Source organism: Archangium sp., assembly GCF_057119385.1.
The window spans coordinates 68,005-92,311 of record NZ_DBNGVP010000125.1; the positions used below are offsets into that span (position 1 = coordinate 68,005).

General features: G+C 69.6%; 19 protein-coding genes. 8 read left to right on the forward strand and 11 right to left on the reverse strand.

The window, feature by feature from the left end:
- Nucleotides 1-182 precede the first annotated feature (182 nt).
- Together AC16DP_RS30670 and AC16DP_RS30675 are read left to right on the forward strand one after the other, a co-directional pair.
- The gene (locus tag AC16DP_RS30670) at nt 183-1,613 is read left to right on the forward strand and encodes a hypothetical protein (protein WP_329731437.1); all 1,431 of its coding nucleotides are present in this window, start codon (nt 183-185) and stop codon (nt 1,611-1,613) included.
- 168 nt (nt 1,614-1,781) lie between these two features.
- Entirely contained in the window at nt 1,782-2,480 is a 699-nt protein-coding gene (locus AC16DP_RS30675) for a class I SAM-dependent methyltransferase (protein ID WP_329731438.1), read from the forward strand.
- Between the two features lie 62 nt (nt 2,481-2,542).
- On the opposite strand, the gene AC16DP_RS30680 is transcribed toward AC16DP_RS30675, so the two are convergent.
- The gene (locus tag AC16DP_RS30680; protein WP_047854881.1) at nt 2,543-3,016 is read right to left on the reverse strand and encodes a hypothetical protein; all 474 of its coding nucleotides are present in this window, start codon (nt 3,014-3,016) and stop codon (nt 2,543-2,545) included.
- Nucleotides 3,017-3,286: 270 nt separating this feature from the next.
- On the opposite strand from AC16DP_RS30680, the gene AC16DP_RS30685 reads away from it, so the two are divergent.
- Nucleotides 3,287-4,033, forward strand: coding sequence for a phosphatase PAP2 family protein (locus AC16DP_RS30685; protein WP_329731439.1), 747 nt, complete (start codon nt 3,287-3,289; stop codon nt 4,031-4,033).
- Here AC16DP_RS30685 and AC16DP_RS30690 read toward each other — a convergent pair.
- From AC16DP_RS30690 to AC16DP_RS30720, 7 genes are all read right to left on the reverse strand, one after another.
- Nucleotides 4,028-5,296, reverse strand: coding sequence for a GAF domain-containing sensor histidine kinase (locus tag AC16DP_RS30690; protein ID WP_329731440.1), 1,269 nt, complete (start codon nt 5,294-5,296; stop codon nt 4,028-4,030). The genes AC16DP_RS30685 and AC16DP_RS30690 overlap by 6 nt on opposite strands.
- Nucleotides 5,297-5,422: 126 nt before the next feature.
- The gene (locus tag AC16DP_RS30695) at nt 5,423-6,046 is read right to left on the reverse strand and encodes a head protein (protein ID WP_329731441.1); all 624 of its coding nucleotides are present in this window, start codon (nt 6,044-6,046) and stop codon (nt 5,423-5,425) included.
- Nucleotides 6,047-6,082: 36 nt separating this feature from the next.
- Entirely contained in the window at nt 6,083-6,673 is a 591-nt protein-coding gene (locus tag AC16DP_RS30700; RefSeq protein WP_329731442.1) for a hypothetical protein, read from the reverse strand.
- A 139-nt stretch (nt 6,674-6,812) separates the two neighbouring features.
- Nucleotides 6,813-7,616, reverse strand: coding sequence for a class I SAM-dependent methyltransferase (locus AC16DP_RS30705; protein ID WP_329731443.1), 804 nt, complete (start codon nt 7,614-7,616; stop codon nt 6,813-6,815).
- Between the two features lie 133 nt (nt 7,617-7,749).
- Nucleotides 7,750-11,046 (reverse strand): efflux RND transporter permease subunit, encoded by a 3,297-nt coding sequence (locus AC16DP_RS30710; RefSeq protein WP_329731444.1) that lies wholly within the window; start codon nt 11,044-11,046, stop codon nt 7,750-7,752.
- 4 nt (nt 11,047-11,050) lie between these two features.
- Nucleotides 11,051-12,481 (reverse strand): efflux RND transporter periplasmic adaptor subunit, encoded by a 1,431-nt coding sequence (locus tag AC16DP_RS30715; protein ID WP_329731445.1) that lies wholly within the window; start codon nt 12,479-12,481, stop codon nt 11,051-11,053.
- Nucleotides 12,482-12,494: 13 nt separating this feature from the next.
- Nucleotides 12,495-13,958: a TolC family protein gene (locus AC16DP_RS30720; protein ID WP_329731446.1), complete on the reverse strand. Its 1,464-nt coding sequence runs from the start codon at nt 13,956-13,958 to the stop codon at nt 12,495-12,497.
- Nucleotides 13,959-14,184: 226 nt separating this feature from the next.
- Between AC16DP_RS30720 and AC16DP_RS30725 the strand changes: the two genes are divergently transcribed.
- The gene (locus tag AC16DP_RS30725; RefSeq protein ID WP_329731447.1) at nt 14,185-15,630 is read left to right on the forward strand and encodes a sensor histidine kinase; all 1,446 of its coding nucleotides are present in this window, start codon (nt 14,185-14,187) and stop codon (nt 15,628-15,630) included.
- A gap of 3 nt (nt 15,631-15,633) precedes the next feature.
- Entirely contained in the window at nt 15,634-17,034 is a 1,401-nt protein-coding gene (locus tag AC16DP_RS30730) for a sigma-54-dependent transcriptional regulator (RefSeq protein ID WP_329731448.1), read from the forward strand.
- Here the strand turns inward: AC16DP_RS30730 and AC16DP_RS30735 are convergent, their stop codons facing one another.
- Nucleotides 17,035-17,367 carry a cupredoxin domain-containing protein gene (locus AC16DP_RS30735; protein WP_329731449.1) on the reverse strand — a complete coding sequence of 111 codons (333 nt, stop codon included), beginning with the start codon at nt 17,365-17,367 and terminating at the stop codon, nt 17,035-17,037.
- Nucleotides 17,368-17,647: 280 nt separating this feature from the next.
- On the opposite strand from AC16DP_RS30735, the gene AC16DP_RS30740 reads away from it, so the two are divergent.
- The 3 genes from AC16DP_RS30740 (at nt 17,648) to AC16DP_RS30750 (ending at nt 21,719) form a co-directional block, all read left to right on the forward strand.
- Entirely contained in the window at nt 17,648-18,268 is a 621-nt protein-coding gene (locus tag AC16DP_RS30740; protein WP_329731467.1) for an acyltransferase, read from the forward strand.
- 143 nt (nt 18,269-18,411) lie between these two features.
- A complete protein-coding gene (locus AC16DP_RS30745; protein ID WP_329731450.1) occupies nt 18,412-19,587 on the forward strand; it encodes a two-component system sensor histidine kinase NtrB in 1,176 nt (391 codons plus the stop codon).
- Nucleotides 19,588-19,721: 134 nt separating this feature from the next.
- On the forward strand, nt 19,722-21,719 hold the full coding sequence (locus AC16DP_RS30750) for a neutral/alkaline ceramidase (protein ID WP_329731468.1): 1,998 nt from the start codon (nt 19,722-19,724) through the stop codon (nt 21,717-21,719).
- A gap of 6 nt (nt 21,720-21,725) precedes the next feature.
- Here the strand turns inward: AC16DP_RS30750 and AC16DP_RS30755 are convergent, their stop codons facing one another.
- Together AC16DP_RS30755 and AC16DP_RS30760 are read right to left on the reverse strand one after the other, a co-directional pair.
- Nucleotides 21,726-22,541 (reverse strand): hypothetical protein, encoded by an 816-nt coding sequence (locus AC16DP_RS30755; RefSeq protein WP_329731451.1) that lies wholly within the window; start codon nt 22,539-22,541, stop codon nt 21,726-21,728.
- A 115-nt stretch (nt 22,542-22,656) separates the two neighbouring features.
- Nucleotides 22,657-24,087 carry a serine/threonine-protein kinase gene (locus AC16DP_RS30760; RefSeq protein WP_329731452.1) on the reverse strand — a complete coding sequence of 477 codons (1,431 nt, stop codon included), beginning with the start codon at nt 24,085-24,087 and terminating at the stop codon, nt 22,657-22,659.
- Between the last annotated feature and the right edge of the window lie 220 nt (nt 24,088-24,307).

Genomic DNA, 24,307 nt, shown 5'->3' on the forward strand with positions numbered 1-24,307 from the left:
TTCCTTTGTTTAATATAAACGTCATGTTTCAGTGCTGACGGCACGTTCGTGAGAGCGTTCCAGTATTTTCGCGGGCTTGGGGGGTTGGCGCGGTTCCTGCTCTTTTCCCGTGCAAGTGGGACCGGTGGGGTGGCAGCAACGTTGCTTCTCCGGCCTTGTAGAAACTCTTCATTGAGGAACTCATGCGCTTCAATCTCCGCCACATCGTCCCGGTTGCCCTGCTCTCGCTGGTGGGGTGCGGTGTCGAGACTCCCGTCTCCGAGACGTTGCCGGCCGCGGCCGAGGAGCTGGGCCAGGAGCAGTCGATGCTCCAGGTGTCCGACTGCCCGGGCTGCCTGGTGGGGACGGAGGACGCGCGCTTCGTGAGCGGCTTCGAGCGCGAGAAGGTGGTGGGGGACGTCTACCACTACCGCATCCGCCTGCGCGTGGGCGAGACGGCCAACGACGTCATCACCCTGCACCGCGTGGTGCGCGAGAAGGGGGCCTGGCGGCCGGTGCGCGCCCCCGAGTCCATCTTCATGGTGCACGGGGATGCCTGGGACTTCCAGGGCGCCTTCATGTCCAGCACGTTGTCGGCCGAGGTGGCGGACAACCAGTCCATCGCCGTGTACCTGGCGAAGAAGGACGTGGACGTGTGGGGAATCGATCTGCGCTGGACGCACGTGACGGAGGCCACGCAGGACTTCTCCTTCATGAAGGACTGGAACCTGGGCACGCACGCCCGGGACGTGGGCACGGGCCTGACGGTGGCGCGGGCGGTGCGCACGCTGACGGGCAGCGGCAACCAGAAGATGAACCTGCTGGGCTGGAGCCGCGGGGCGCTGGTGGGCTACGCCTACATGAACGCGGAGACGCAGCGGCCGCAGGGCCTGCGCCACGTGAGCGGCTTCATCCCGGTGGACATGGTGATGAAGTTCGCCCCCGAGGCCGAGCAGCAGCGCCAGTGGGCCTGCGTGCGCGCGGCCGTGGGGGAGGTGGCGCTGGGCTCGGGGCGCTACGAGGGGAACCTGCTGGGCCCGGGCGCGGGCGTGGCCATCCAGTATGTGGGGCAGAAGGCCAGGCAGCATCCGAACGAGCCCGCGCAGCTTCCGGACATCCCGCTGCCGCCCATCACCTACCGGCAGCTGGGCGTCCTCGTGGGAGGGGCGACCTTCTCGCTCCTCACCAACGAGTTGTACGGCATCCAGCCGTCGGTGCCCTTCTACCACTTCTCCCAGGCGAAGGCGTTCTCCGGAGGCCTGCCGACGGCGCTCGAGAACGTGAAGGAGGAGGCGTTCTTCGACTTCCTCAGCACCGCGCATCCCTACCAGAGCTTCACGGAGATGGTGGAGAGCGATCGCCTGCAGTGCGGCGACGAGAGCCTGCCGTATGACGACCACCTGTCCGAGGTGAAGGTCCCGGTGCTGTACGTGGGCGCGGGGGGTGGCTTCGGCGACTATGGCGTGTACAGCGCGAAGCGGCTGGGCAGCAAGGACGTGAGCGTCCACCTGGTGCGGAAGCAGGAGGAGGCCGCGAACCGCATCGCCGATTACGGCCACGCGGACCTGTTCCTGGCCAAGGACGCGGACAAGGACGTGTGGGAGCCCATCTACCAGTGGATGAAGAAGCACTGAGCGCCGGGGCGTTGCCGTCGCCCCGGTGTCCGGGCCTCGCGCAGACGCGGGGCCCGTTTTTTTCCGGGGGCACGGTGTGCCCCGTGGGGGGACTCCCCGCCCTTGCCCGGCTCCTTAGATTGTGAGCCCGCGCCCGGGATGGCCCCGGGCCAGAGCGAGGCACCCCCCGTGGTCGACAACATCTGGACCGAATTCGCTAGGAGCTACGACGCCATCTGCTCCCAGCTCAACTGCTACCGCCGCATGGCCGCGAAGGTTCTCCGCGACACGGAGGGCCGCAAGTACGTCATCGACGCCGGGTGTGGCACGGGGCTGTTGAGCCAGCCGCTCGTCGAGCGGGGCCAGACGGTGGTGGGCTTCGACAACAACCCGGCGATGCTCGGGCTGGCGCTGAGCAAGCAGGCGCGGGCACCCGAGGAGGCGCGCCGGCGCTGGAAGGTGCTGGAGGGGGATGTGCGCACCTTTCCCCGGGAGGTGCCGGGCGAGGCGGACGCCGTGTTGCTCAACAACGTCCTCTTCTACGTGCGCGAGCCGGAGCGGGTGTTGCGCCAGTGCCTCGGGCACCTCAAGCCGGGCGGCGTGGTCATCGCCACCGGCCCCCGGCAGCGGCCGGACCTGCGCAAGGTGATGACCAACTCCATCGAGGAGTGGAAGGCGGAGGGCCGCTGGGACGAGCCGCTGCGGGCCGCCACCGCCTACCACGTGGACCTGACGCGCAGGCTCGTCACGGACCCCAATGAGATGGTCACCTTCTTCGAGCCGGAGGCGCTGGTGGACACGCTGAGGCGCCTGGGCTTCTCGCGGGCGCTCGCGGCCGACGGCGACGACTACTACGGCGAGAACTACTACGTCTGCATGGCGCGCTAGGGGTCCGGAGGCGCTGTGGCTGGTCCCCTCTCCCTTGGGGAGAGGGGACATCCACGACACGACTAGGCGACCAGGCCCAGCAGGCGCGCGTCGTGGATGATGCGGTTGCCGTCCACCTTGAGGCGGGTGGTGAGGAAGGGCGCGATGTCATCCGCCTTCTTGTGCAGGCGCGCGTAGTTGTTGTCGTAGATGCGCGTCACGATGAGCTGCGCCGAGGCGATGATGCGCTGCAGGTTGTGCTGCAGCTCGTTGCCCTCCATGAGGAGGTGCAGCTCGCAGATGTACTTGCGGTTGTTCTCCAGCAGCGTGAAGAGGCCCTTGCGCTGCTCGCCGTTGGGCACCCGGGCCTTGGCCCCGGTGGTGACGACGACGGAGAGCTGCTGCCGGTACGCCTCGTAGGACTCGCGGAAACGCTTGTCCACGACGAAGAGGTCCTGCGGGCTGGGCGGCTGCTCCCAGCGGATGAAGAAGACCTTGTTGATGAGGCCCGTCTTGAAATTCGGAGGAGCAGCGGTAGCGGTAGCGAAAGCGGTCATGGGACCATCACTCCCAGGAAGCGGGCCGGGAAGGCCCTCGGAAAGGTATTCCGAGCGCCCGACGTGCCCGGCTCGATCACAATGGCGCTGCCAATCTGGTGATCGAACGCCCGAAGCCCAAGTGCACCCCGCGCCGTCTGCCGTCGAGCGCACGAATCCAGGGGCCGCAGTGTCGGGGAGCACACGCATCCGTGGTGCGCGAGGGGGAGGAGGGGTGGCGAAGGCTCCGGGAAGGTAGGAGCGCACCGGGTGGAGGGCCATAGTGAGACCATGCGACTCACATCGCGGGCGCTGTGGGAGCGCTTCCACGGAAGGCTGGGCGCCGACGGCATCGGACTGTTGGCCTCGCTGTTGCTGCTGGTGACGGTGGGGCTGGGGTTCATCGCGCTGTCGGACGAGGTGCGGGAGCAGGAGACGCAGCACTTCGACGAGCGGGTGCTGCTGGCGCTCAGGCGCGCGGACAACGCGGAGGAGCCCCGGGGCCCGAGGTGGCTGGCCGAGGCGGCGCGGGACGTGACGGCCCTGGGAAGCGTGTCGGTGCTGGCGCTGGTGGTGTGCGCGGTGAGCGGCTTCCTGGTGCTGGTGCGGCGCTGGAGGACGCTGGCGCTGGTGGTGGGCTCGACGGTGGGCGGGACGTTGCTGAATGGCTTCCTCAAGAGCCACTTCGCCCGGCCGAGGCCCACGGTGGTGCCGCACCTCACACACGTGCTGACGGAGAGCTTCCCGAGCGGGCACGCGATGCTGTCGGCCATCGTCTACCTGACGCTGGGGGCGCTGGGGGCGCAGTTGGTGGAGCGGCGGTGGCTGCGGGCGTACCTGATAGGGGTGGCGCTGTCGCTCACGCTGCTCATCGGCGTGACGCGGGTGTACCTCGGGGTGCACTACCCGACGGACGTGCTGGGCGGGTGGATGGCGGGGCTGGCCTGGGCGCTGCTGACGGCGGTGGTGGCGCGGAGGGCCAAGCGGCGCAGCCCCGGGCTGCGCGAGGAGTCCCGGGGCGACACCGCGCCCTCATGAGCCGGAGAACAGGGGCCCGTGGGGGCGCACGGGCAGGCGGATGCAGAAGGCCACGCCCTTGGGGTGGTTGTCCTCCACCCAGAGCCAGCCGCCGTGGGCCTGGATGGCACGGCGGCAGAAGGCGAGCGCGAGCCGGTTGCCGCCCTCGGCCCGCCCGGAGCCGGGCGTGTGCGCGTCGGGCAGGTGGGCGTCGAAGAGGTGGGCGCGCGCGGCGGGGGAGATGGCGGGGCCCTCGTCACGCACCCGCAGCTCCAACAGGCCGGGCTCGGGGTTGGAGGCCTCCAGCGTCACCCGGCTGCTGCCCAGCGCGGTGAACTGGAAGGCGTTGTCCAGCAGGTTGACGAGCGTGCGGCGCAGCAGCTCCCGGTCCGCGGTGACGAGCGGCTCCACCAGCTTCACGGCCTGGGAGAAGCGGCGCGGGGAACTCACCAGGCGCTGCTGGAAGTCGCGTGCCACCTCGGAGAGCAGGAGGTGGGCGTCGAAGGGCGTGGCGTTGAGGGGGAGGGTGTCCTCGTCGCCGCTCGCGTCCAGCAGGTTGGAGACGGTGCGGTGCAGGGTGTCGGCGGCGTCGCGGATGTCCCGGGTGGTGCGCTGCACCTCCTCGGGCAGGTGCGGGCGGTAGAGCGTGAAGGCGGCGTTGGTGAGGATGCTGGACAGGGGCGCCCGGAAGTCGCGCATCACCTTGTGGAGCAACTCGTCCTTCTGGCGCTGGACGTTGGCGAGGGTGTCGCGCTGCGAGCGCAGCTCCTCCTCGCGGCGCTCCAGCTCGCGCACCCGGAGCCGCAGCTGCAGCTGGGCCTCCACCTGACGCCCGAGCACGGCCAGTGCGTGCTCCTGCTCCGGGGAGAGGTGGCGCGGCTGGTGGTCGATGACACAGAGGGTGCCCATGTTGAGGCCGCTCGCGCCCTTGATGGGGATGCCGGCGTAGAAGCGCACGTGCGGTCCCCCGGTGACGAGCGGGTTGTCATGGAAGCGCTCGTCGTCGTGGGCATCCTCCACCACGAAGAGCCGCTCGCCGAGGATGGCATGGGCGCAGAAGGCCAGGTCGCGCGGGGTCTCGGGGGTGTCCAGCCCGACGCGGGACTTGAACCACTGCCGGTAGTGGTCCACCAGGGACACGAGGGCGATGGGGGTACCGCACAGCTGCGAGGCCAGACGCGTCAGCTCGTCGAAACCGGCCTCCGGCAGGGTGTCGAGGATCTCGAGGGTATCCAGCGCGGCGAGGCGCGCTTCCTCCTGGGGATGCGGGGGGGCAACCTTCATGGGTTCGTTCTCCGGAGAGGAGACTCGCGCCAACCATGCCCGACCACAGGGTTGCTTCACAGAAGTTGTTGTCCAGGGCCCGCCTGTCCGCCCGTGGCTCGTCCGGCGGGGAAGGGGGCGTGAGGGTCAGGACGATGGCTCGGGGTCCTCGGCTCCCTTCTTCTCGTCCAGCGTCTTGCGCCACTGCTCGAACTGCTCGAAGAGGGAGAAGGGGTGGAAGGCGAGGTGATCGATGTTGCGATGGTACGCCGCGAGATAGGGCTCGCCCCCGAGTTGGATGACGGCCTGTGAGGGCCGCTCGGGCAGACTGTAGAACCAGGCCCGGGCCTGCTCCCGGGTATCGAAGCTGGCCACCGCCGGAGGAGGGCGGCCGTCCTTCATCATCTCCTCGAAGTGGTACTCGATGGAGTAGGTGGAGACCAGCTTTCGGAAGTTGCTGTCACGGTCATACATGACGACGTGGTACTGGTCCGCGATGAGCACGTGAGCATGGTAGGGCGGTCTGGGGTGGTTCTTCAGCCACGCCTCCGCCTCTTCGCGCGTTGCGAAGGAGGCGACGACCATCAGCGGTCCCTCGGTTCTGAACTCCTGGCGGTAGTCGTCGAATTCATACCGCTGGCCCGTCGTAATGATGAAGTGGAGCGCATCGGCCGCGGTGAGAAGCAACTCCTTCTCCTCCGCAGACTCGGTCTTCTCATGAATCAAGCCAAGGAGGTTGATGGCTTCGAAGACGGGGCTTTGGGGTCTCATGTGATGCCTCGGTGATGTGGAGCCCAGCAGGGAGCGTCAGGATGCCAGGAGCACTGCGGGTGCTAGGACGACGAGCCCCGCTCCGGCGGAAACCGTGACGAAGGCCACTCCGGCGATGACGACAATGCTGCCCACCAGAATGCCCTGGTGATGGTGCTTCAACCAGTCGACGGCTTCGTCCACGGCCGAGAACTCCTGGCGCTGACGGCCCTCCAACTCCCGGCAGTCATCGTAGGCTTGTTGGCATTGCCCACGGCACCACTGATCCTTTCCACCCATCTTCCGCCCTCCAGATCTGATGTGTCCGAAGCCCCGAGGCAGAGGGCGGCTCATGCACATCTTGATGCATTGGTCGTTCTCCGCATCACAGTCGCGCTGGTAGGTCTTCGCGACGCGCACGATGCGGCCGTACGTCGATTCACGAGTGCTCGTGGGAAGCCGGTACCACGAGAGGTCGAACTCCTCGGCATGCCGCCAGTCGTAGGTGACCTGGCCGCCGGGAGACTCCTGGATGACGAGCACGTATTGGGTCAGTTCCTCGGCAGTGGGCGCAGCGCCGTAGCGGGTGGCGCTGCACGAGATGAGCAACACGCAGAGGAGCGGGGCGATGAGTCTTGCTGGTACCATTCAGGTGGGAGCGGAGTCTGGAGGGGCGTGAACCGTTCACCGTCGCGGTTAGCACGGTGGATCCTCTGACTCAACGCATGTTCCGCCCTGCTCGTGGCGGGGCGTCCACCTTGTGGACCGGATTCTTCCGCGCCCGGGGTCAGCGGCCCGCCGTCACCTTCGTGAGCAGGCAATGGCGGCTGCGGTTCACGAGCGTCAGCGCGCTGTGCCGCTCGAAGACGCGCGCCTGCTCGCTCACGTCACGGACGTTGACGTACAGCAGGTAGATGTCGCGTGGCGCGTGCTGCCATGAGCTGGCCACCCGGGTGATGACGCGCTCCATCGTCGGGTCATCGAAGGGATTGAAGAAGAAGCACAGCAGCGGCTCGGCCGGCGGCTCCCAGTCGAGCGCATCCGCGCACACCGGCTCCAGCGAGAAGCACTGCTGTTCAGGACTCCGGTACCCGCTGAGATTCTTGACGGCCACCTCGTGCAGCCCGGGCGCGAACTCCACGCCGACGATGCGCCGGAAGGGATACGCGGAGGCCAGCATGAGCGCCTTGCCCTTGCCGGAGCCGTAGTCCACGAAGGTGAACCGCTCGAGGGGCAGGCGGCTCTCGCGCAGCGCCGCGTGGAACAGGCGGGGCCAGATACCCCGGTACAGGCCATTGCCTCGCCCGGCCTTCTCGGGAGGCACGCCGACCTCCGTCAGCGGGGCCTCGCCCGCGGTCTCGACTCCGTGGGTCTGGTCGAACTCCCGAGCGAGCGCGCTCTCCCTCGCGAGGTTGCGCGCGAATTCACGACGGGCCGGCACGACGTGCCAGGCAACGGCGCTCGTCGCATGCAGGAGCGCGGTCTGCAACCCCTGCGTCCTGGCCAGGTTCACGAGCTTCAGGGTGCCATGCTGGAGCCAGCTGGCCACGGCGGTGAGGTCATGGCCGGAGAGGAGGGAGGACACGCTCATGCCCGCATGGGGTAGGGCGTGCACCCGGGATGTGCCAGCCAGCCACCTCGCGTCTCCGTCCTGGCCCGGACGGTTGGCCTCGGGTTTCAGTGCGCGGCTGCGCAGACGCGGCCCGCCGAGCGGAGTGGAACGCTCACGCCATGACGGTGCTGGCCCCCTCGGCCTCGGGGGTGGCCGGACCGGGCACCACCTCGCGGCGCTTCCACAGGAAGTACACCGCCGGATAGACGAGCAGCTCCAGCAAGAAGCTCGTGGCCAGGCCGCCCACCATGGGCGCGGCAATCCGCTTCATCACGTCCGCGCCCGTTCCCGTGGACCACATGATGGGCAGCAGGCCCAGCATCGCCGCCATCACCGTCATCGCCTTGGGCCGCACGCGCTTCACCGCCCCGTGGATGATGGCCTCCTCCAGGTCGCCCACGGTGCGCAGCCTCCCGCGCTCCTTCGCCTCGTCGTGCGACAGGTCGAGGAAGAGCAGCATGAAGGCACCCGTCTCCGCGTCCAGGCCCATCAGGGCAATCATCCCCACCCACACCGCGATGGACACGTTGTAGTCGAGCGCCCAGAGCAGCCACACCGCGCCGATGGCCGAGAAGGGCACCGCCAGCATCACCAGGCCCGCCTTGAAGGCGGACTTCGTGTTCATGTACAGCAGCCCGAAGATGAGCACGAGCGTGAGCGGGATGACGAGCTTCAGCCGCTCCCGCACGCGCAGCATGTTCTCGTACTGCCCGCTCCACGTCATGGAGTAGCCCACCGGCAGCTTCACGCTCGCCGCCACCGCCTCCTTGGCGCGGTCCACGAAGCCACCCACGTCGTACTTGGACGTGTCGAAGTCCACGTAGACGTAGCCGGTGAGCATCCCGTTCTCGTTGCGGATCATCGAGGGGCCATGGGCGAGCACCACGTCCGCGATGGCCTCCATGGGAATCTGCCCCTTGCCGTCCGGCAGCGGCAGCAGCACGCGCTTGAGCGACTGGAGGTCCTCGCGGTAGTCCCGCGCGTAGCGCACGTTGATGCCGTAGCGCTCGCGGCCCTCCACGGTGGTGGACTGGTTGTCTCCGCCCACCGCCGTCATCACCATCATGTTCGCGTCGTCCACGCTCAGGCCGTAGCGGGCGAGCTCGCCCCGCTTGAGGACGAAGTCCAGGAAGTAACCGCCCGCCACGCGCTCGGCGAACGCGCTGCGCGTGCCCTCCACCTTCGCCACCGCCGCCTCCGTCTCACGCGCGATGCGCTCCACCGTGGCCAGGTCCGCGCCCATGATCTTGATGCCCACCGGCGTGCGGATGCCCGTGGACAGCATGTCCAGCCGGCCCTTGATGGGCATGGTCCACGCGTTGGAGATGCCCGGCAGCTGGAGCGCCGCGTTCATCTTCGACTCCAGCTCTGCCTGGGTGATGCGGTCGCGCCAGAACGGACGCAGCATCCCCTTCAGCCACTCGGGCGCCCAGCCGCTGTACCAGCGGGGCACCTCGCGCCACTGGGACTCGGGGCGCAGCAGCACCGTCGTCTCCATCATCGTGAACGGCGCCGGGTCCGTGGACGTGTTGGCGCGGCCCGCCTTGCCGAAGACGCGCTCCACCTCGGGGAACTGCATGAGCAGCTTGTCCTGTACTTGCAGCACGCGCTGCGCCTCGGCCACGGACATGCCGGGCTCCACCGCCGACGGCATGTAGAGGAGGGTGCCCTCGTTGAGCGGCGGCATGAACTCGCTGCCCAGGTGCAGGTACACGGGAATGGTGGTGGCCACCAGCACCGCGCTCACCGCCAGGGTGGCCTTGGCATGGCGCAGGACGAAGCGGCAGGGGCCCTCGTAGATGCGGTGCATCAGCCGGCTGATGGGGTGCCGCTCCTCCGAGTAGTACTTGCCCACGAGGGCGTGTGTCGCCAACGACGCCAGGAATCTCGGGCGGAAGTGGAAGGGCTCCACGCGGGCGAAGAGCATCCGCATGGCCGGGTCGAGAGTAATTGCCAGCAGCGCGGCGATGGCCATGGCGAGGTTCTTCGAGTACGCCAGCGGACGGAAGAGGCGGCCCTCCTGGTCCACCAGCGTGAAGATGGGCATGAAGGCCACGGCGATGACGAGCAGGCTGAAGAACACGCCCGGCCCCACCTCCATCAGCGCTTCCAGCCGCACCTGGTGGAAGTCGCCCTTCTTCCCGTCCTTCATCCAGTGGTGGATCTTGTTGTACGCGTTCTCCACCTCGACGATGGCGCCGTCCACGAGCACGCCGATGGAGATGGCGATGCCGGCCAGCGACATGAGGTTGGCGTTCAGCCCCATCGCGTACATGGGGATGAAGGCCAGCGCCACCGACACCGGAATGGTGACGATGGGCACGATGGCCGACGGGACGTGCCACAGGAAGATGAGGATGATGAGGGAGACGATGAGGATCTCCTCCACCAGCTTGTGCGTCACCGTGTCGATGGCGCGCTCGATGAGGTCCGAGCGGTCATAGGTGGTGACGATCTCCACGCCCTCGGGCAGCGAGGGTTTCAGCTCCTCGAGCTTCGCCTTGATGCGCTCGATGACGTTGAGGGCGTTCTCTCCCTGGCGCATCACCACGATGCCGCCCACCACGTCGCCCTCGCCGTCCAGGTCGGCCACGCCGCGGCGCAGCTCGGGGCCCAGCGTCACGGTGGCCACGTCCTTGATGGTGATGGGCGTGCCTCCCTGGGACTTGAGGACGAGCTTCTCGATGTCCTCCACGCTCTTCACGTAGCCCCGGCCGCGGACCATGTACTCGCGCCCGGCCACCTCCACCAGCCGTCCGCCCACGTCGTTGTTGCCCTGGCGCACCGCGCGTACCACCGCGTCCAGTGACAGCCCGTAGCTCGTCAGGCTGTTGGGATTCACCGTCACCTGGTACTGGCGCACCTGGCCGCCCACGGTGGCGACCTCGGAGACGCCTGGCACGCTTTGAATCTGATAGCGCAGGAACCAGTCCTGGTAGGAGCGCAGCTCGTCCAGCCGGTGCTTGCCGCTCTTGTCCACCAGCGCGTACTGGAACACCCACCCCACGCTGGTGGCGTCCGGGCCCAGCTCCACCTTCACGTCCGATGGGAGCTGGGGGGTGATTTTCGACAGGTACTCGAGCACCCGCGTGCGCGCCCAGTACATGTCCGTGCCGTCCTCGAAGATGACGTACACGTAGCTGAAGCCGAAGTCGCTGAAGCCGCGCACCGCCTTCACCTTCGGGGCGCCCAGCAGCGCGGTGGTGATGGGGTAGGTGACCTGGTCCTCGACGATGTCCGGGCTGCGGTCCCACCGCCCGTAGACGATGACCTGGGTGTCGGACAGGTCCGGCAGCGCGTCCAGTGGCGTGTTCCGCATGGTCCACCACGCGCCGATGAGCGCCACCACGGTGGCCGCGATGACCAGGTACTTGTTCTCCGCCGAGAAGCGGATGATGGCTCGGATCATGGGCTCAGTGGCCTCCGTGGCCGGAGGCGGCGGAAGGCGTCGCCGCGGGGGGCGAAGCGGGAGGAGACGCCGGAGCGCTTCCCGAGGAGGATGAGGCAGCCAGCGCCGCCAGCGAGGCGCGCAGGCGCGATTCGGAGTCGACGAGGAAGTTGGCGCCGGTGACCACCTCATCGCCCGCCTTCAGGCCCGACGTCACCTCCACGCTCTTCCCATCCGTCTCGCCCAGGCTGACCTCGCGGGGCTGGAAGCGTCCGCCGCCGAGCGCCACGAAGACGACCTGGGTGGTGCCGGTGGGAACGACGGCGTCGGCGGGAATCTTCAACCCCTCGCGGGTCGTGCCCCGGAGCACCACCTCGCCGAACATCTCGGGGCGCAGGTCGCCTTCGGGGTTGGGGAACTCCAGCCGCACCTTGATGGTGCGCGTGGCCGGGTCGAGCACGGGGTCGAGGAAGGCCACCTTCCCGGCGAAGATGCGATTGGGGAACGCCTTGAGCTGGAGCGTGGCGGGCATGCCCACCTTCACGTGGCGCAGCTCGTTCTCGTACACGTCGGCGAGCACCCACACGCGTGACAGGTCCACGATTTCATAGGGCGTGGCGCCCACTTCCAGCCGCGCGCCCTCCACCACGTCCTTCTGGGTGATGACGCCGGAGATGGGCGACACCAGGGTGAGGGAGCGGGTGGCCTCGCCCGTCTCGGCGAGCCGCTCGAGGGTGGCCTGCGGCACGTCCCACAGCTGCAGCTTGCGCCGGGCCGCCGAGACCAGGGCATCACCATCCGCGGACATCCCGGACTGGCCCAGGGCCTGACGCGTGCGCAGGGCCAGCAGGTACTCCTCCTGGGCCGCGAGCAGCTCGGGGCTGTAGACGGAGAAGAGCGGCTCGCCCCGCTGTACCGGCTTGCCGGTGAAGTCCGCGTACACGCGCTCGACGAAGGCGGGCACCTTCAGGGTGACGCGGCGCACGCGGGTCTCGTCCATGGCCACGCGGCCATTGGTCCGCCAGGTTCCTCCGACCTTGCCCTCCGTCACTGGCGCGGTGCGCAGACCGATGAGCTGCTGGCGCGCGGGGTCGATGGTGACAGGCGCCAGGCCGTCGACCGCGGGGGCACCCGGATCTCCAGCGGAAGCCGACGCGGGCGTCATCGGCACCAGGTCCATGCCGCAGATGGGGCACTTGCCCGGGTGGTCCTGCACGATGCTCGGGTGCATGGGGCACTGGTACTTCGTGGCCGCCGGCTCGGAAGCAGCCGGGGAGTCCGTGGCCGGGGTGGCCGGCGCGTGGGCCTCGTGCGCGTCATCCCCGTGCGACAGCAGGTGCACGGCGCCACCGCCGAGGACAGCGCTGCCCAGCGCCGTCACGGCGAGCGCAACGGCACCGAAGCGGCGGCGCGCGGGAGGCGGCGAGGGGGGCAGTGGGGGAGTCTCGAGAGACATGGGTTCTCCAGGGCTACATCCCTGACATGGAGGAAGAGGAAGAAGAGGCGGCGGCACCCGGCGAGCCACCCGTGGGAGCGGCGCCACTCGCGGGAGCGGACGGAGTGCTTCCCGCCCCGGGCATGCCGCCCGCCGCCTGCGCGGTGCCGCCAATGGAGGCCACGGGCTCCAGGCTCACCTCCGCCTGGGCGATGACGAGGCGCTGCGCGTCGACGAGGGTGCGCAGGTAGTCCTCCTCGTCGCGGATGATGCCGGTGTTGGCCTCCAGCACCGAGGCGAAGGAAGCGCGCCCGACGCGGTACTGCGTGAGGGTGCTTTCCGCGGTTGCCGCCGACTGCATCAACAGACCGTCGCGGTAGATGGCCGCCGTGTCGCGCAGCGCGGCCAGGGCGATGAGGCGCTCCCGCACCCGGAGGCGCAGCACCTGCTCCAGGGCCTCCACCGCACGGGCCGAGGCATCGGCCTGGGCACTGCGCTCGGCCACCACGCGGTCCTGCTTGCTCCCGGAGAAGATGGGCAGCGGCACGCCGATGTTGGCCTGCCACATGGGAGGGAAGTCACCGCCGCGCGGCATCACCCCGGCGCTCACGGTGAAGTCGGGCAGGCGTTCCTTCCGCGCCAGCGCCACCTGCTGCCCCGCCTGTGCCACCAGCGCGCGCTGTTGGGCCAGCTCGGGGCTGCGCTCGAGCGCGTCCTTCTCCGTGGCTTCGACGTCGCCGGGCTCGGGCACTCCCAGGTCTCGCACGCGCGTGGTGGTGGGCAGGGGCGTCTCCAGGGGCCGGCCGCTCAGCCGGTTCAGCGTCTGCACCCGGACGCGCTCCTCGGCCTGCAAGGCGATCCGCCGCTGGCGCAGCCGGTTGAGCTCGAGCTGGGCGCGCAACAGGTCGGACTGGGCGCCCTCGCCGGTCTCGTAGCGGATGCGGGCCATCTCTGCCGACTGCTTCCAGAGGGTCTGGAGCCGCTCCAGCAGCATCAGCCGCTCACGCGTCAGCAGCAGCTCCAGGTAGCCCCGGCGCACCTCGGCCTCGATGGACAGCCGCACCCGCCCCATCTGCGCCGACGCCGCCGTGGCGCCGAGCTTCGCGACCTCGGAGCGCAGCGCGCGCTTGCCGGGGAAGGGCAGGGACTGGGAGACCATGATGCTGAAGTAGCTGGTCTCCATCTCGCCAATCATGAGGCCGTTGAAACCGTCGTTCTGGATGCCCAGCTGCAGCACCGGGTCTGGCAGGGCACTGGCCTGGGGCACGCGCTCCCGGGCGGCCCGGACGGGGGCCTCGGCCTGCTGCAACTCGGGGCGTGTCTTGAAGGCTTCCGCGAGGAGCTCCTCGAGCGTCGGGTCCGTGGGCGTGCGAGTCTCCTCCTGGGCGAGCGTCACCAGGGGCGAGCACAGCACCAGCACGAGGGCGAGGGACCCGAGCGCATGGCGCCGCCCGCCTGGGGTGGAGACGGGCTGGGAGAGGTCGTGAGGGGTTCGCACGGCGAGGGGTTGTGCAGGGGGTGTGCCACGGGCCGGAGCCCCTCCGGGCGAGGCGGTCCGAGGGGCGCGGGGGGTTCCAGGCCCGGAGCTACCGGCGCGACAGGAGCCCGGGGCGTCACGGTGTAACCGGGGGAATCACATGGGCCCGGGTGAAACCCCGGCCTACGCTGGGAAGGGCAACTGGCACCCGGCTTGCGTAGTACTGGTGGTGGAGGAGCGCTCATCCATGCAGGTCCCCTCGGGCACGGCCCGGCGTCTCAGTCTGGCCCTCGCCGCCCTGGTCTCCCTCTTCGTGGTGTCATCCGTGCTGGTGCTCGTGCACATGCGGGAGATTCATTCCCGCATGGTCGAGATGCAGGCGCGGCAGCATGCCGTCCGCTCGGCGCTCGAGGTGGCCAGCGCCATCCGCGACACCTACGCGCACCAGGCCCACACCCTCATCCTGGGCAACGACAGCCACATCCACTTCTACGAGACGGCCGCCCGCCGGGTGACGCGGCTGACGGAGGAGATGAAGGCGCAGTCCCTCGGGCCCGAGGAGCGCGCCTGGGTGGAGGACATCGAGCGGGCACAGGGCTCGTTGGACACGCTCTTCCGCGAGGCGCTGCTGCCGGCGGTGCTGGCGGGGCGGAAGGAGGACATGGAGCGCGAGCATGGCCGGGCGTTGGGGCTCGTGTCGCAGATGGAGGAGCGCACGGACCGGCTGGTGAGCCACTTCAACCACTCGGTGGACGCGGCCGAGGCCCGCGTGGCCCAGCTCCAGAGCTCCGCCTTCCAGTGGACCCTGTTCTTCCTGGTGGGCGCGCCGCTGCTGGCCATCGGCGTGGGCGTCTACATCGTCCGCTCGGTGGCGCGGCCCGTGGCCCGGTTGCGCGAGGGCGCGGCGCGGCTGGCCGCGGGGGACATGCATGCGCGCATCGACATCGCGACCCCCGACGAGTTCGGCGAGCTGGCCGGACAGTTCAACGCCATGACGGCGGCGCTGCGCGAGCATCAGGAGCGGCTGGTGCAGAGCGAGAAGCTCGCGGGAATCGGCCGGCTGGCGGCGGGCGTGGCGCATGAGATCAACAACCCGCTCACCGTCATCCTCGGCTATGTGGGGATGATGAAGAAGAAGGCGGAGGGGAGCCTGCGCGAGGACCTCCAGGTCATCGAGGACGAGGCGGTGCGGAGCCGCGACATCGTCGAGGATCTGCTCGCGCTCTCCCGCCCCTTGCCAGCGCAACCCGAGCCGGTGGACCTGCGTGCCCTGTGTGAAGAGGTGGTGGAGCGGCTGCGGCAGGGTGGGCAGTTGGGCGCCGTGCAGGTGGAGGTGGAAGGCGAGGCGCGGACCGCGGGACACCTGACGAAGCTGCGCCAGGTGGTGCTCAACCTGATGCGCAACGCGGTGGATGCGTGCGGAGAGACGGGGCGTGTCCGGGTGCGCCTGGTGCAGACGGAGAAGGGAGCGGAGGTGCACGTGGAGGACACGGGCCCGGGCCTGAGCGTGACGGCGCGCGAGCGCCTCTTCGAGCCCTTCTTCACCACGAAGCCCAGCGGGACGGGGCTGGGGCTGGCCATCAGTCAGAGCATCGTGCAGGCGCACGGGGGCAACCTGGAGGCCGCCGCCGGTACGGGGCCGGGCGCACACTTCACGGTGTGGCTGCCCGCGACGTCGCAGGGGAGGGCGTGAGACATGGAGACGCGCGGACGTGTGCTGGTGGTGGACGACAAGGAGAACATCCTCAAGCTCTTCGCCCGGCTGCTGGGTGACACCTATGAGGTGACGTGCGCGGAGGACGGGGCGCGCGCGCTGGCGCTGGTGGAGGCGCAGGAGTTCGACGTCGTGGTGTCCGACGTCCGCATGCCCGGGGCGGACGGCTTCGAGGTGTTGCGTACCGTGAAGTCCCGCTACCCCGATACCGAGGTGGTGATGATGACGGGCTACGCCACGGTGCCGGACGCGGTGGAGGCGATGCGGGCGGGAGCCTTCGACTACCTCCAGAAGCCCTTCCTCCCGGACGCGCCCGTCGAGCTGGTCGCTCGGGCGATGGAGCGCCGAAGGTTGCGCCTCCAGGCGGAGAGCCTGGGGCCGAAATCTCCGAGCTCGGACTTCGCCTTCGCCGGGGCCGTGGGCCGCGGCGCGGCGATGCAGGAGGCACATCGTCTCCTCGAGCAGGCGGCGCGCCTGGACATCACCGTGCTGCTGACGGGCGAGACGGGCACGGGCAAGGAGCTGGCGGCGCGGGCCGTCCACCTCAACAGCGCCCGGCGGGAGAAGCCCTTCGTGGCCGTCAACTGTGGAGCCCTGCCGGCGGAGCTCGTGGAGAGCGAGCTGTTCGGCCACGGCAAGGGCGCCTTCACCGGCGCGGCCCAGGCGAAGGCGGGCCTCTTCGAGGAGGCCCACGGTGGGACGCTCTTCCTGGACGAGGTGGGCGAGCTGCCGCTGAACGCACAGGTGAAGCTGCTGCGCGTGCTGCAGGAGCGCGAGGTGCGGCGCGTGGGCGAGACCCGGCCCGTGCAGGTGGACGTGCGGGTGGTGGCGGCCACGCACCGGGACCTGCGTGCGGCCGCGGCCCAGGGACGCTTCCGCGAGGACCTCTTCTACCGGCTCAACGTCTTCCCGGTGCAGCTGCCGCCCCTGCGCGAGCGCAAGGAGGACATTCCGGTGCTGGCGGCCCACCTGCTCGACAAGCACTGCAAGGCGATGGGGCGCACGCTGGAGGGGATGACTCCGGAGGCGCTGCGGACGCTCGTGGGCTACCCGTGGCCGGGCAACGTGCGCGAGCTGGAGAACGCCCTGATGCGCGCGGTGGCGGTGGCCGCGGGGCCTGGCGTGACGGAGCGGGACCTGCCGCCCGAGGTGCGCGAGCGTCAGGAAGGTTCCCTGCCGGGGGGAGCGGCGAAGCATCTGCCCTACCGGGATGCGCTCGACCTGGCCAGGGACCGCTTCTCGCGCGAGTACCTCACGGCGCTGCTGCGCGACTTCGAGGGCAACGTCACCCGCGCCGCCGAGCACGCTGGCATCGAGCGCGAGAGCCTGCACCGGCTGCTCAAGCGCTACAGCATCCGCTCCGACGACTTCAAGCCGCGGTAGCTACTGGATGGTGACGAGCCCGCCGATGTGGTCCATGGCGCACGCGTAGCGCAGCGTGCCCGACTCGCTGGGGGTGAACTCCAGGGTCACCGGCGTGTTCAGGGGCAGGGGCTGGTTGATGCCCAGGTCGTCCAGGATGATCTCCTTGGCGCACGTCTTGTCCGTCTTGCGGGTGATGACGAGGCGGACGGTGTGTCCCGCCTTCACCGTCACGTTGGCGGGCTCGAAGCCCTTGGACGTCACCGTGATCTCCACGGTGCGCACGCCGCTCTTGTTGGCCGGGGCGGCGGCGAGCGTGAGGGCGGTCAGGGCTCCCATCAGCAGGGTCTTCATGGGTGGCTTCTCCGGAAGTGAGTTTCCGCTCCCAGGCAAAGCACGGCGCGTGCCGGGGTCCGCGCGCGCCTGTTCTCGCGGGGTTGGGGCGCGGGGGCTCGGGTGGGCGTGTCCATGGGGGTTTCCCTGTAACCCGCCCGGTCACGGTCGGGAGGGCTGCCGCGCCTGGCGGGTATGCGGTGGGGGGCCTGGTTGCATGGGTGCTGCCCCGTGGTAGTCAAACGCCGTGGACGATCTCGACGCCCGCCGCCGTGAGCAACACAAGCAGCGCCTGTCCTGGATGCCGTGGCTCTACTTCACGCTCAAGCCGCGCCACCGCGCCTGGGCCGAGGCCTGGCAGAAGGAGGTGCAGGACAACCTGCGCGCGCTGGAGACGGTGGAGATCGCCGAGGGCTGTTTCATCTCCCCGGACGCGAACCTCTTCGCCGAGCCGGGCCGGCCCATCCGCATCATCGGCCCTGGCGTGAGCATCGCCGCCAACGCCTTCGTGCACGGGCCCGTGGTGCTCGAGGCCGGCGTGAGCCTCAACGCGCGCGTCAGCCTGGATGGGGGCGCCGGGGGCATCCACATCGGCGAGGGCAGCCGCATCGCCACCGGTGCCACCCTCTATGCCTTCGATCATGGCCTCGCCCCGGACAGGCCCGTGCGCGAGCAGCCCGTCACCTCTCGCGGCATCGTGCTCGGCAAGGACGTGTGGGTGGGTGCCAACGCGGGCATCACCGATGGCGTGCGCCTGGGCGACCACGCTGTCGTGGGCATGGGCGCCGTCGTCACCCGTGACGTGCCCGCCTGGGCCATCGTCGCCGGTGTCCCCGCCCGCGTCATCGGCGACCGCCGCGAGCGCCGCCGCTCCGGCACTCCCAGTGCGTCCTGGTCACCACCAGACGATTCGGATCCATAACCACCGGACTTTTCTAGAAAATTCTGTCAACTCCTGAGAAACCGGTAGCTGGGCAACGGCCGTGAATTGACGTGGTTTCATTCGTGGGCCTTATGCTGGTGACATCTCCGACTGAGCAGCTCCCCGGGGGAAAGGAGCGCGGTATGGCGTACCAGCAGCTCTCGCAGGTCATGGCCTTCGAGGGCGAGACCCCCTCGAGCAGCACCTTGTCCCGCATGGGGATGGTCGCCCTCGCCGAGAGCCTCCGCTCGGGACTGTCGGCGGACGCACTGCGCTACCACTTCCTGGCCGAGCAGCTCAGCGAGGTCGTCTTCCACCTCGATGGCCAGGGCAACCTCACCTTCCTGGGCCCCACGTGGACGGCCCTCACGGGGCTGGCCGTGGAGGACGTGCTCGGCCAGCCGCTGGCGGAGATGGTGCACCCGGAGGAGCGGCCGCGCGTGCAGGCCATGCTGGACGCCATCGCCGCGCGGGTACAGGCCTCGTTCCGGCTCGAGCTCAAGCTGCTGGCGGCTGGTGGCCCCCGGTGGGTGGAGCTGGCCGCGCACAGCTCGCCCACGGGCCAGGGCGAGGTGCTGGGCACGCTCGCGGACGTCACCGAGCGCCGGCAGCTCCAGGCGCGGCTGCAACAGTCGGACAAGCTGGCCACGCTGGGCATGCTCGTGCCGGGCTTCACGCACGAGATGAACAACCCGTTGGCCTTCATGCTGGCCAACCTCGACTACCTGCTCTCCAGCATGGGGGACGTGGCCGGGTCCGCGCCGGCCTCGCAGGTGGCCGAGTGGCGCGAGGCGGTGGGCGAGGTGCGCGAGGGCGCCGAGCGGTTGCGGCAGCTGATCGGCCACCTGCGCAGCTTCCGCTCGGAGTCCCAGGGGCCGGTGGACCTGAACACGCTGCTCGACTCGGTGGGGCAGATGGTGTCCAGCACGCTGCGCTCGCGCGGGCGGCTGGTGCGCGACTACGGGGCCCGGGCGGTGGTCGCCGGCAGCGAAGGCGGACTGCGTCAGGCGCTGCTCAACCTCGTGCTCCACGCCGTGCTGTCGCTGCGGGATGGGGGAGACACGGAGGAGAACGAGGTCCGCCTGGTCACCCGCGAGGCGGGCGGCGGCCACGTGGTGGTCGAGGTGCATGACACCGGAGCCGGCCTGCCTCCCGAGCAGCTCTCGCAAATCTTCGAGCCGGGCTTCACCCCGCGCGAGGCCCGGCCGGCCTTGTCGGTGTGCCGGGACATCGTCCGCGGGCTCGGCGGCGGCATCACGGTGACGTCCGTGGTGGGCCGGGGGACCGTCTTCCGCGTGACGCTGCCGATGGCCTCCTGAGTTCCTAACCTTCATGAAGGGCCGAGACCCGGCTCTTCCTGGAGGTTGGCGTGGGGTCGTTCATCCGTCGGGGGGTGCTCGCACTGCTGTTAGTGCTCGCCGCCTGCGGCCAGCGCGGTTCGCGCGAGGCCCGCATGGACGGAGGGCTCCCGGTGGGGCGGGGCGGTCAGGGGCTCGGGGGCACCTGTGCCGGGCAGCAGTCGTTCCTCATCGGCAGTGGCATCCACGACATCACCGGTCCCGCCGCCGAGGTGGGGATGATGGGCTACGTGGAGCTGAAGCAGCAGACGGCCGGCATCCACCAGCGTCTGCGCTCGCGCGCCTTCGTCATCGCCTCGCCATGCAACGGCAAGCGCGTGGTGTTCGTGAGCGTGGACCTGGGCATGGTGTTCCAGGGCGTGAAGCAGGAGGTGGTGCGCCGGTTGAAGGCCGCCTTCGGGCCGCTCTACTCCGACGACAACGTGCTGCTGAGCGCCACGCACACGCACAGCGGGCCCGGGGGCTACTCGCACTACGCGCTCTACAACCTGAGCACGTTCGGCTTCGAGCCGAAGAACTTCGAGATCATCGTCCAGGGCATCTACCAGTCCATCGTGCGCGCGCACGAGCACCTGGCGCCGGGCCACATCACCCTGGCGGCGGGGGACCTGCTCGACGCGAGCCGCAACCGCTCGCCCGAGGCCTACCGGCTCAACCCCGCCGAGGAGCGTGCGCGCTACGCGGACGACACGGACAAGCGGATGACGCTGTTGCGCTTCACGAAGGACTCGGGCGCGGAGGTGGGGCTCATCAACTGGTTCCCGGTGCACCCCACGTCCATGGGGGAGGACAACCGGTACATCAGCGGCGACAACAAGGGCTACGCCTCCTATCTCTTCGAGAAGGCCAAGGGCACGCGCTACGACGCCACCGGGGATACCTTCGTGGCGGCCTTCGCGCAGGCCAACGAGGGGGACGTGACGCCCAACATCTTCGGTGGCGAGGACGGTGGCGGCCGGGACGACTTCGACAGCACGGCGCTCTCCGGGCGCAAGCAGTACGAGCGCGCCGCCTCCCTGTACGCGAGCGCCAGCATGCCCCTCACGGGCGGCGTGGACTACCGGCACGTGTACGTGAAGATGGATGACGTGGAGGTGTGGCCCGCCTTCACGGGAGGCCCTCCGGCGCACACCTGCACGGCGGCCTTCGGCATGTCCATGCTGTCGGGCGCGGAGGACGGGCCGGGCGTGGGCGGTGGCGAGGGCGCGACGTGCGCCGCCATCCATGACCTGTGGAGCGCCTTCACCTGCACCACCACCACCACGGCCTGCCAGGCGGAGAAGCCCATCGTGCTGGAGATGGGCTCGATGAAGCCCTTCCCGTGGAGCCCCGAGGTGCTGCCGCTGCAGCTCGTCACGCTGGGCAACGTGGCGCTGGTGGCGGTGCCCTTCGAGCTGACCACCATGGCGGGGCGCCGCCTGCGCGAGACGGTGCGGGCGCACCTCGGGCCCGCGGGGGTGACGGAGGTGGTCATCGCCGGCCTGGCCAACGCCTACGCCGGTTACGTGGCCACGCGCGAGGAGTATGCGAAGCAGGACTACGAGGGCGCCTCCACCCACTTCGGGCCCTGGACGCTGGCGGCCGTGCAGCAGGAGTTCGACGCGCTGGCGCGGGCCCTGCGCGAGGGCTCGCCGGTGCCTCCGGGGCCCACGCCGCGCGACCTGTGCCACCAGCAGAGCCGGCTGCGGCCCGGAGTCCTGCTCGACGACAAGCCGCTGTGGGCGCACTTCGGGGACGTCTTCTCCGATGCGCGCGCGTCCTATTCGCGGGGCGAGACGGTGCGCGTCACCTTCTGGGGCGGACACCCGAAGAACGATCCACGCCTCCAGGGCACCTTCCTGCGCGTGCAGCGCCGCGCGGGCCTCTTCTGGGAGGACGTGGCATACGACTGGGACTGGGAGACGAAGTACACGTGGCGGCGCAGCTACTGCATGCCCACCCTTGCCTGCTCGCACGTCCTCATCGAGTGGATCATTCCCCCGGATGCCGTTCCCGGCACCTACCGCATCGTCCACGAGGGCGACTGGAAGTCCGGCTGGGATGGCCGGGTGCGCCCGTACCGGGGCACCTCGCGCACCTTCACGGTGAAGTGAAGGCGCTCAGCTGCAGGTGCGGTCCGGGTTGCAGTTCTTGTTGCACTTGCGGCAGGCCTCGCCGCCCTTGCCGCACTTGTCCTTCAGGTTGCCCGGCTCGCAGACGTTGTTCGCGCAGCAGCCCGCGCACGAGTTGGGGGTGCACCGGCACGTCCCCTGTACGCACTCCTGGCCCTGGGCGCACGGGCCACTGCTTCCGCACTTGCACTGCCCACCCACGCAGCGGTCCACCGTCAGGTCGCTGCACGCGGGATTGGCGCCGCACACACAGACGCCGCGGGCATCGCACGTGTCCGCCTGCCGGGGATCGCACGCCACGCAGCTGTTGCCGCCCGCGCCGCACGTCTCCGGCGAGGCGCTGGTGCAGACGCCGTTGTCGCAGCACCCCGTGCACCCCAGGCAGAAGGTGTCCGAAGTGGAGGGCTCCAGCCGCAGGGTGACGTCCACCTCGTGCCCATCGCGCAGCTGCACGGTGCTCTCGCCCCGGGCCACCACGCTTCCGTCGCGCAGGCCCTCGACGTACACCTTCGCCTGGGCGCCGTTGGCGGCGTCGTCCCCCAGCACCACGCGCAACGTCTCCCCGCTGGAGAGCAGCCGCGCCGGTTGCTCCGGAAGCACGTGGGGCCCGAAGGGCTCTCCTTGCTGCACCGTGCCCCACACCCGTACCTGGGTGAGCAGCAGCGTGGGATCGAACTCCGTGGTGACGTAGAGCGCCGTGCCCGAGGCCGTGCCCGAATCCCGGCACGCTCCCAGCAACAACACGGCGCACACGAGCACCAGCTTCCAACCCCTCCGGGTCGCCGTATCAGGTCCGCGCATCATGGCACACACGAGGGTATTCATTGCGCACAGCCCGGGGTGTGTACTGGAGTCCCCCCCGTCGAGCCCTGGACGTTCCCACCTCGTGAAGTGATGGGAAGCGGACACCTGGAGTGTCTCAGAGCTGCGCCAGGGCTTCTTTCAGGGCCCCCGGATGTGGAGCCACGGACGGTCGGTGTGGCGGGTGCAGCCGCGTCAGCAGCTCGCGCAGCCGGGGCGAGGGGTTGATGAACTGCAGGCCGACGCCCGGAGACATGCGCCAGGCACGCGCCTGGGCCGAGTCCACGTGCCGCACCACCTCGCCCACGCATTCCACCTCCTCGCCGCCGATCAACAGGGTGAACTCGAGACGGGTGAAGATGTGAGGGAAGGGTTCCGCGCAGCACATGAAGAGGCCGCCGCGGCTGAGCTCGCTGCAGTGCACCACCACCGAGCCGGCGTCCCGGGCGCGCCGCACCCGGGCCGTCCAGGTGGGCGGCGGGGTGGGATCATTCGGATCCGGCAGGGTCGGGAGCCTGGGGATGGGCGTGTTGCCGGGCTCGGAGGCCACCTGCGCGGCCTGGGCCAGCCGGGAGGCCTGGGGCCGCGAGGCGGGCTCGGGCTGTACGGAGGCGAGCAGGGCCTTCTTGAGCTCGAGCGCGCTGGCGAAGCGCTCCGAGGGGTTGCGGGCCAGGGCGCGCAGCAGGACGCGGGAGAGCGCCTCCGGCACGGCGGGCGCCAGCTCGTGGGGCGCGCGCAGCGGGGCCGGCGGCTCCGAGGAGAGCACCAGCTCCGCGATTTGTCCGCGCGGGTAGGGCAGCTGGCCGGTGAGGAGCAGATAGCCCGTCACGCCCAGCGAGTAGACATCCGCGCGCCCATCCACGGGCTGGCCCGCCCACTGCTCCGGGGCCATGTACGCGGGGGTGCCGAACACCTGCCCCGCCATCGTCTGCTCCGGACCACCGGCGCCGTGCAGCGCCTTGGCCACGCCGAAGTCGAGCACCTTGAGCGTGGGGCGCTCGCCCGGGCGCTCCATCATGAGGAGGTTGTCCGGCTTGAGATCCCGGTGCACCACGCCGCTGCGGTGCACGGCCTCCAACGCGTCACAGGCCTGGGCGAGCAGCCACGCCACCAGCTCCGGCTCCGCGGGGCGCTGCATCCGCGACAGGGGCACTCCGTCCAGGTACTCCATGACGAAGTAGTGCAGCCCGTCCTCGGACTCGTTGATGTCGAAGATGCGGACGATGTTGGGGTGGCCGATGAGGTTCACCGTGCGCGCCTCGGCGTAGAAGCGCGCGCGCAGCCGGTCGTCCTGGGCCATGGTCGGGTGCAGCACCTTCACCGCCACCCGGGCGCCGATGATGGTCTGCTCGGCGAGGTACACCGTACCCATGCCTCCGCTGCCCAGCAGCTGGGTGAGCCGGTAGTGCCCGAGTGTGCGGCCGCGCAGATCGAACAGGGCAGGAATCGTTCGCGGAACCGAGTCCGAAGACTCGGCCCCCGTCCAGGTGACCTGTTCGATACACGGGGCGCTGACGGGATGTTCTGACGAACAGTTCTCGCAGTGCATGGCGGCTACCCAACACCTGCAAGGGCCATGCTCCCTTTCTGAGAGGCGGGAAGGGGCCGGAGCGGTGTCGTGAGGGGTGGGCCATGGCGGGAAATCAAGGCGTTGCAGTGCCCACCAGCGCACGCCTCCGGGGAGCGCCGGACGCGTTGCTCAATTCGTTCAGCCAGACGTGGGTAGGATTGATCAAAACTTCCACATCTCCCGGGTTTCAATCGATCTT

Excerpts from the sequence above, each read along its gene's own strand:
- AC16DP_RS30670 (WP_329731437.1), top strand. The coding sequence starts at position 183 with ATGCGCTTCAATCTCCGCCACATCGTCCCGGTTGCCCTGCTCTCGCTG.
- AC16DP_RS30680 (WP_047854881.1), bottom strand. The coding sequence starts at position 3,016 with ATGACCGCTTTCGCTACCGCTACCGCTGCTCCTCCGAATTTCAAGACG.
- AC16DP_RS30685 (WP_329731439.1), top strand. The coding sequence starts at position 3,287 with ATGCGACTCACATCGCGGGCGCTGTGGGAGCGCTTCCACGGAAGGCTG.
- AC16DP_RS30690 (WP_329731440.1), bottom strand. The coding sequence starts at position 5,296 with ATGAAGGTTGCCCCCCCGCATCCCCAGGAGGAAGCGCGCCTCGCCGCG.
- AC16DP_RS30695 (WP_329731441.1), bottom strand. The coding sequence starts at position 6,046 with ATGAGACCCCAAAGCCCCGTCTTCGAAGCCATCAACCTCCTTGGCTTG.
- AC16DP_RS30700 (WP_329731442.1), bottom strand. The coding sequence starts at position 6,673 with ATGGTACCAGCAAGACTCATCGCCCCGCTCCTCTGCGTGTTGCTCATC.
- AC16DP_RS30705 (WP_329731443.1), bottom strand. The coding sequence starts at position 7,616 with ATGAGCGTGTCCTCCCTCCTCTCCGGCCATGACCTCACCGCCGTGGCC.
- AC16DP_RS30710 (WP_329731444.1), bottom strand. The coding sequence starts at position 11,046 with ATGATCCGAGCCATCATCCGCTTCTCGGCGGAGAACAAGTACCTGGTC.
- AC16DP_RS30715 (WP_329731445.1), bottom strand. The coding sequence starts at position 12,481 with ATGTCTCTCGAGACTCCCCCACTGCCCCCCTCGCCGCCTCCCGCGCGC.
- AC16DP_RS30725 (WP_329731447.1), top strand. The coding sequence starts at position 14,185 with ATGCAGGTCCCCTCGGGCACGGCCCGGCGTCTCAGTCTGGCCCTCGCC.
- AC16DP_RS30730 (WP_329731448.1), top strand. The coding sequence starts at position 15,634 with ATGGAGACGCGCGGACGTGTGCTGGTGGTGGACGACAAGGAGAACATC.
- AC16DP_RS30735 (WP_329731449.1), bottom strand. The coding sequence starts at position 17,367 with ATGAAGACCCTGCTGATGGGAGCCCTGACCGCCCTCACGCTCGCCGCC.
- AC16DP_RS30740 (WP_329731467.1), top strand. The coding sequence starts at position 17,648 with ATGCCGTGGCTCTACTTCACGCTCAAGCCGCGCCACCGCGCCTGGGCC.
- AC16DP_RS30745 (WP_329731450.1), top strand. The coding sequence starts at position 18,412 with ATGGCGTACCAGCAGCTCTCGCAGGTCATGGCCTTCGAGGGCGAGACC.
- AC16DP_RS30750 (WP_329731468.1), top strand. The coding sequence starts at position 19,722 with ATGGACGGAGGGCTCCCGGTGGGGCGGGGCGGTCAGGGGCTCGGGGGC.
- AC16DP_RS30755 (WP_329731451.1), bottom strand. The coding sequence starts at position 22,541 with ATGATGCGCGGACCTGATACGGCGACCCGGAGGGGTTGGAAGCTGGTG.
- AC16DP_RS30760 (WP_329731452.1), bottom strand. The coding sequence starts at position 24,087 with ATGCACTGCGAGAACTGTTCGTCAGAACATCCCGTCAGCGCCCCGTGT.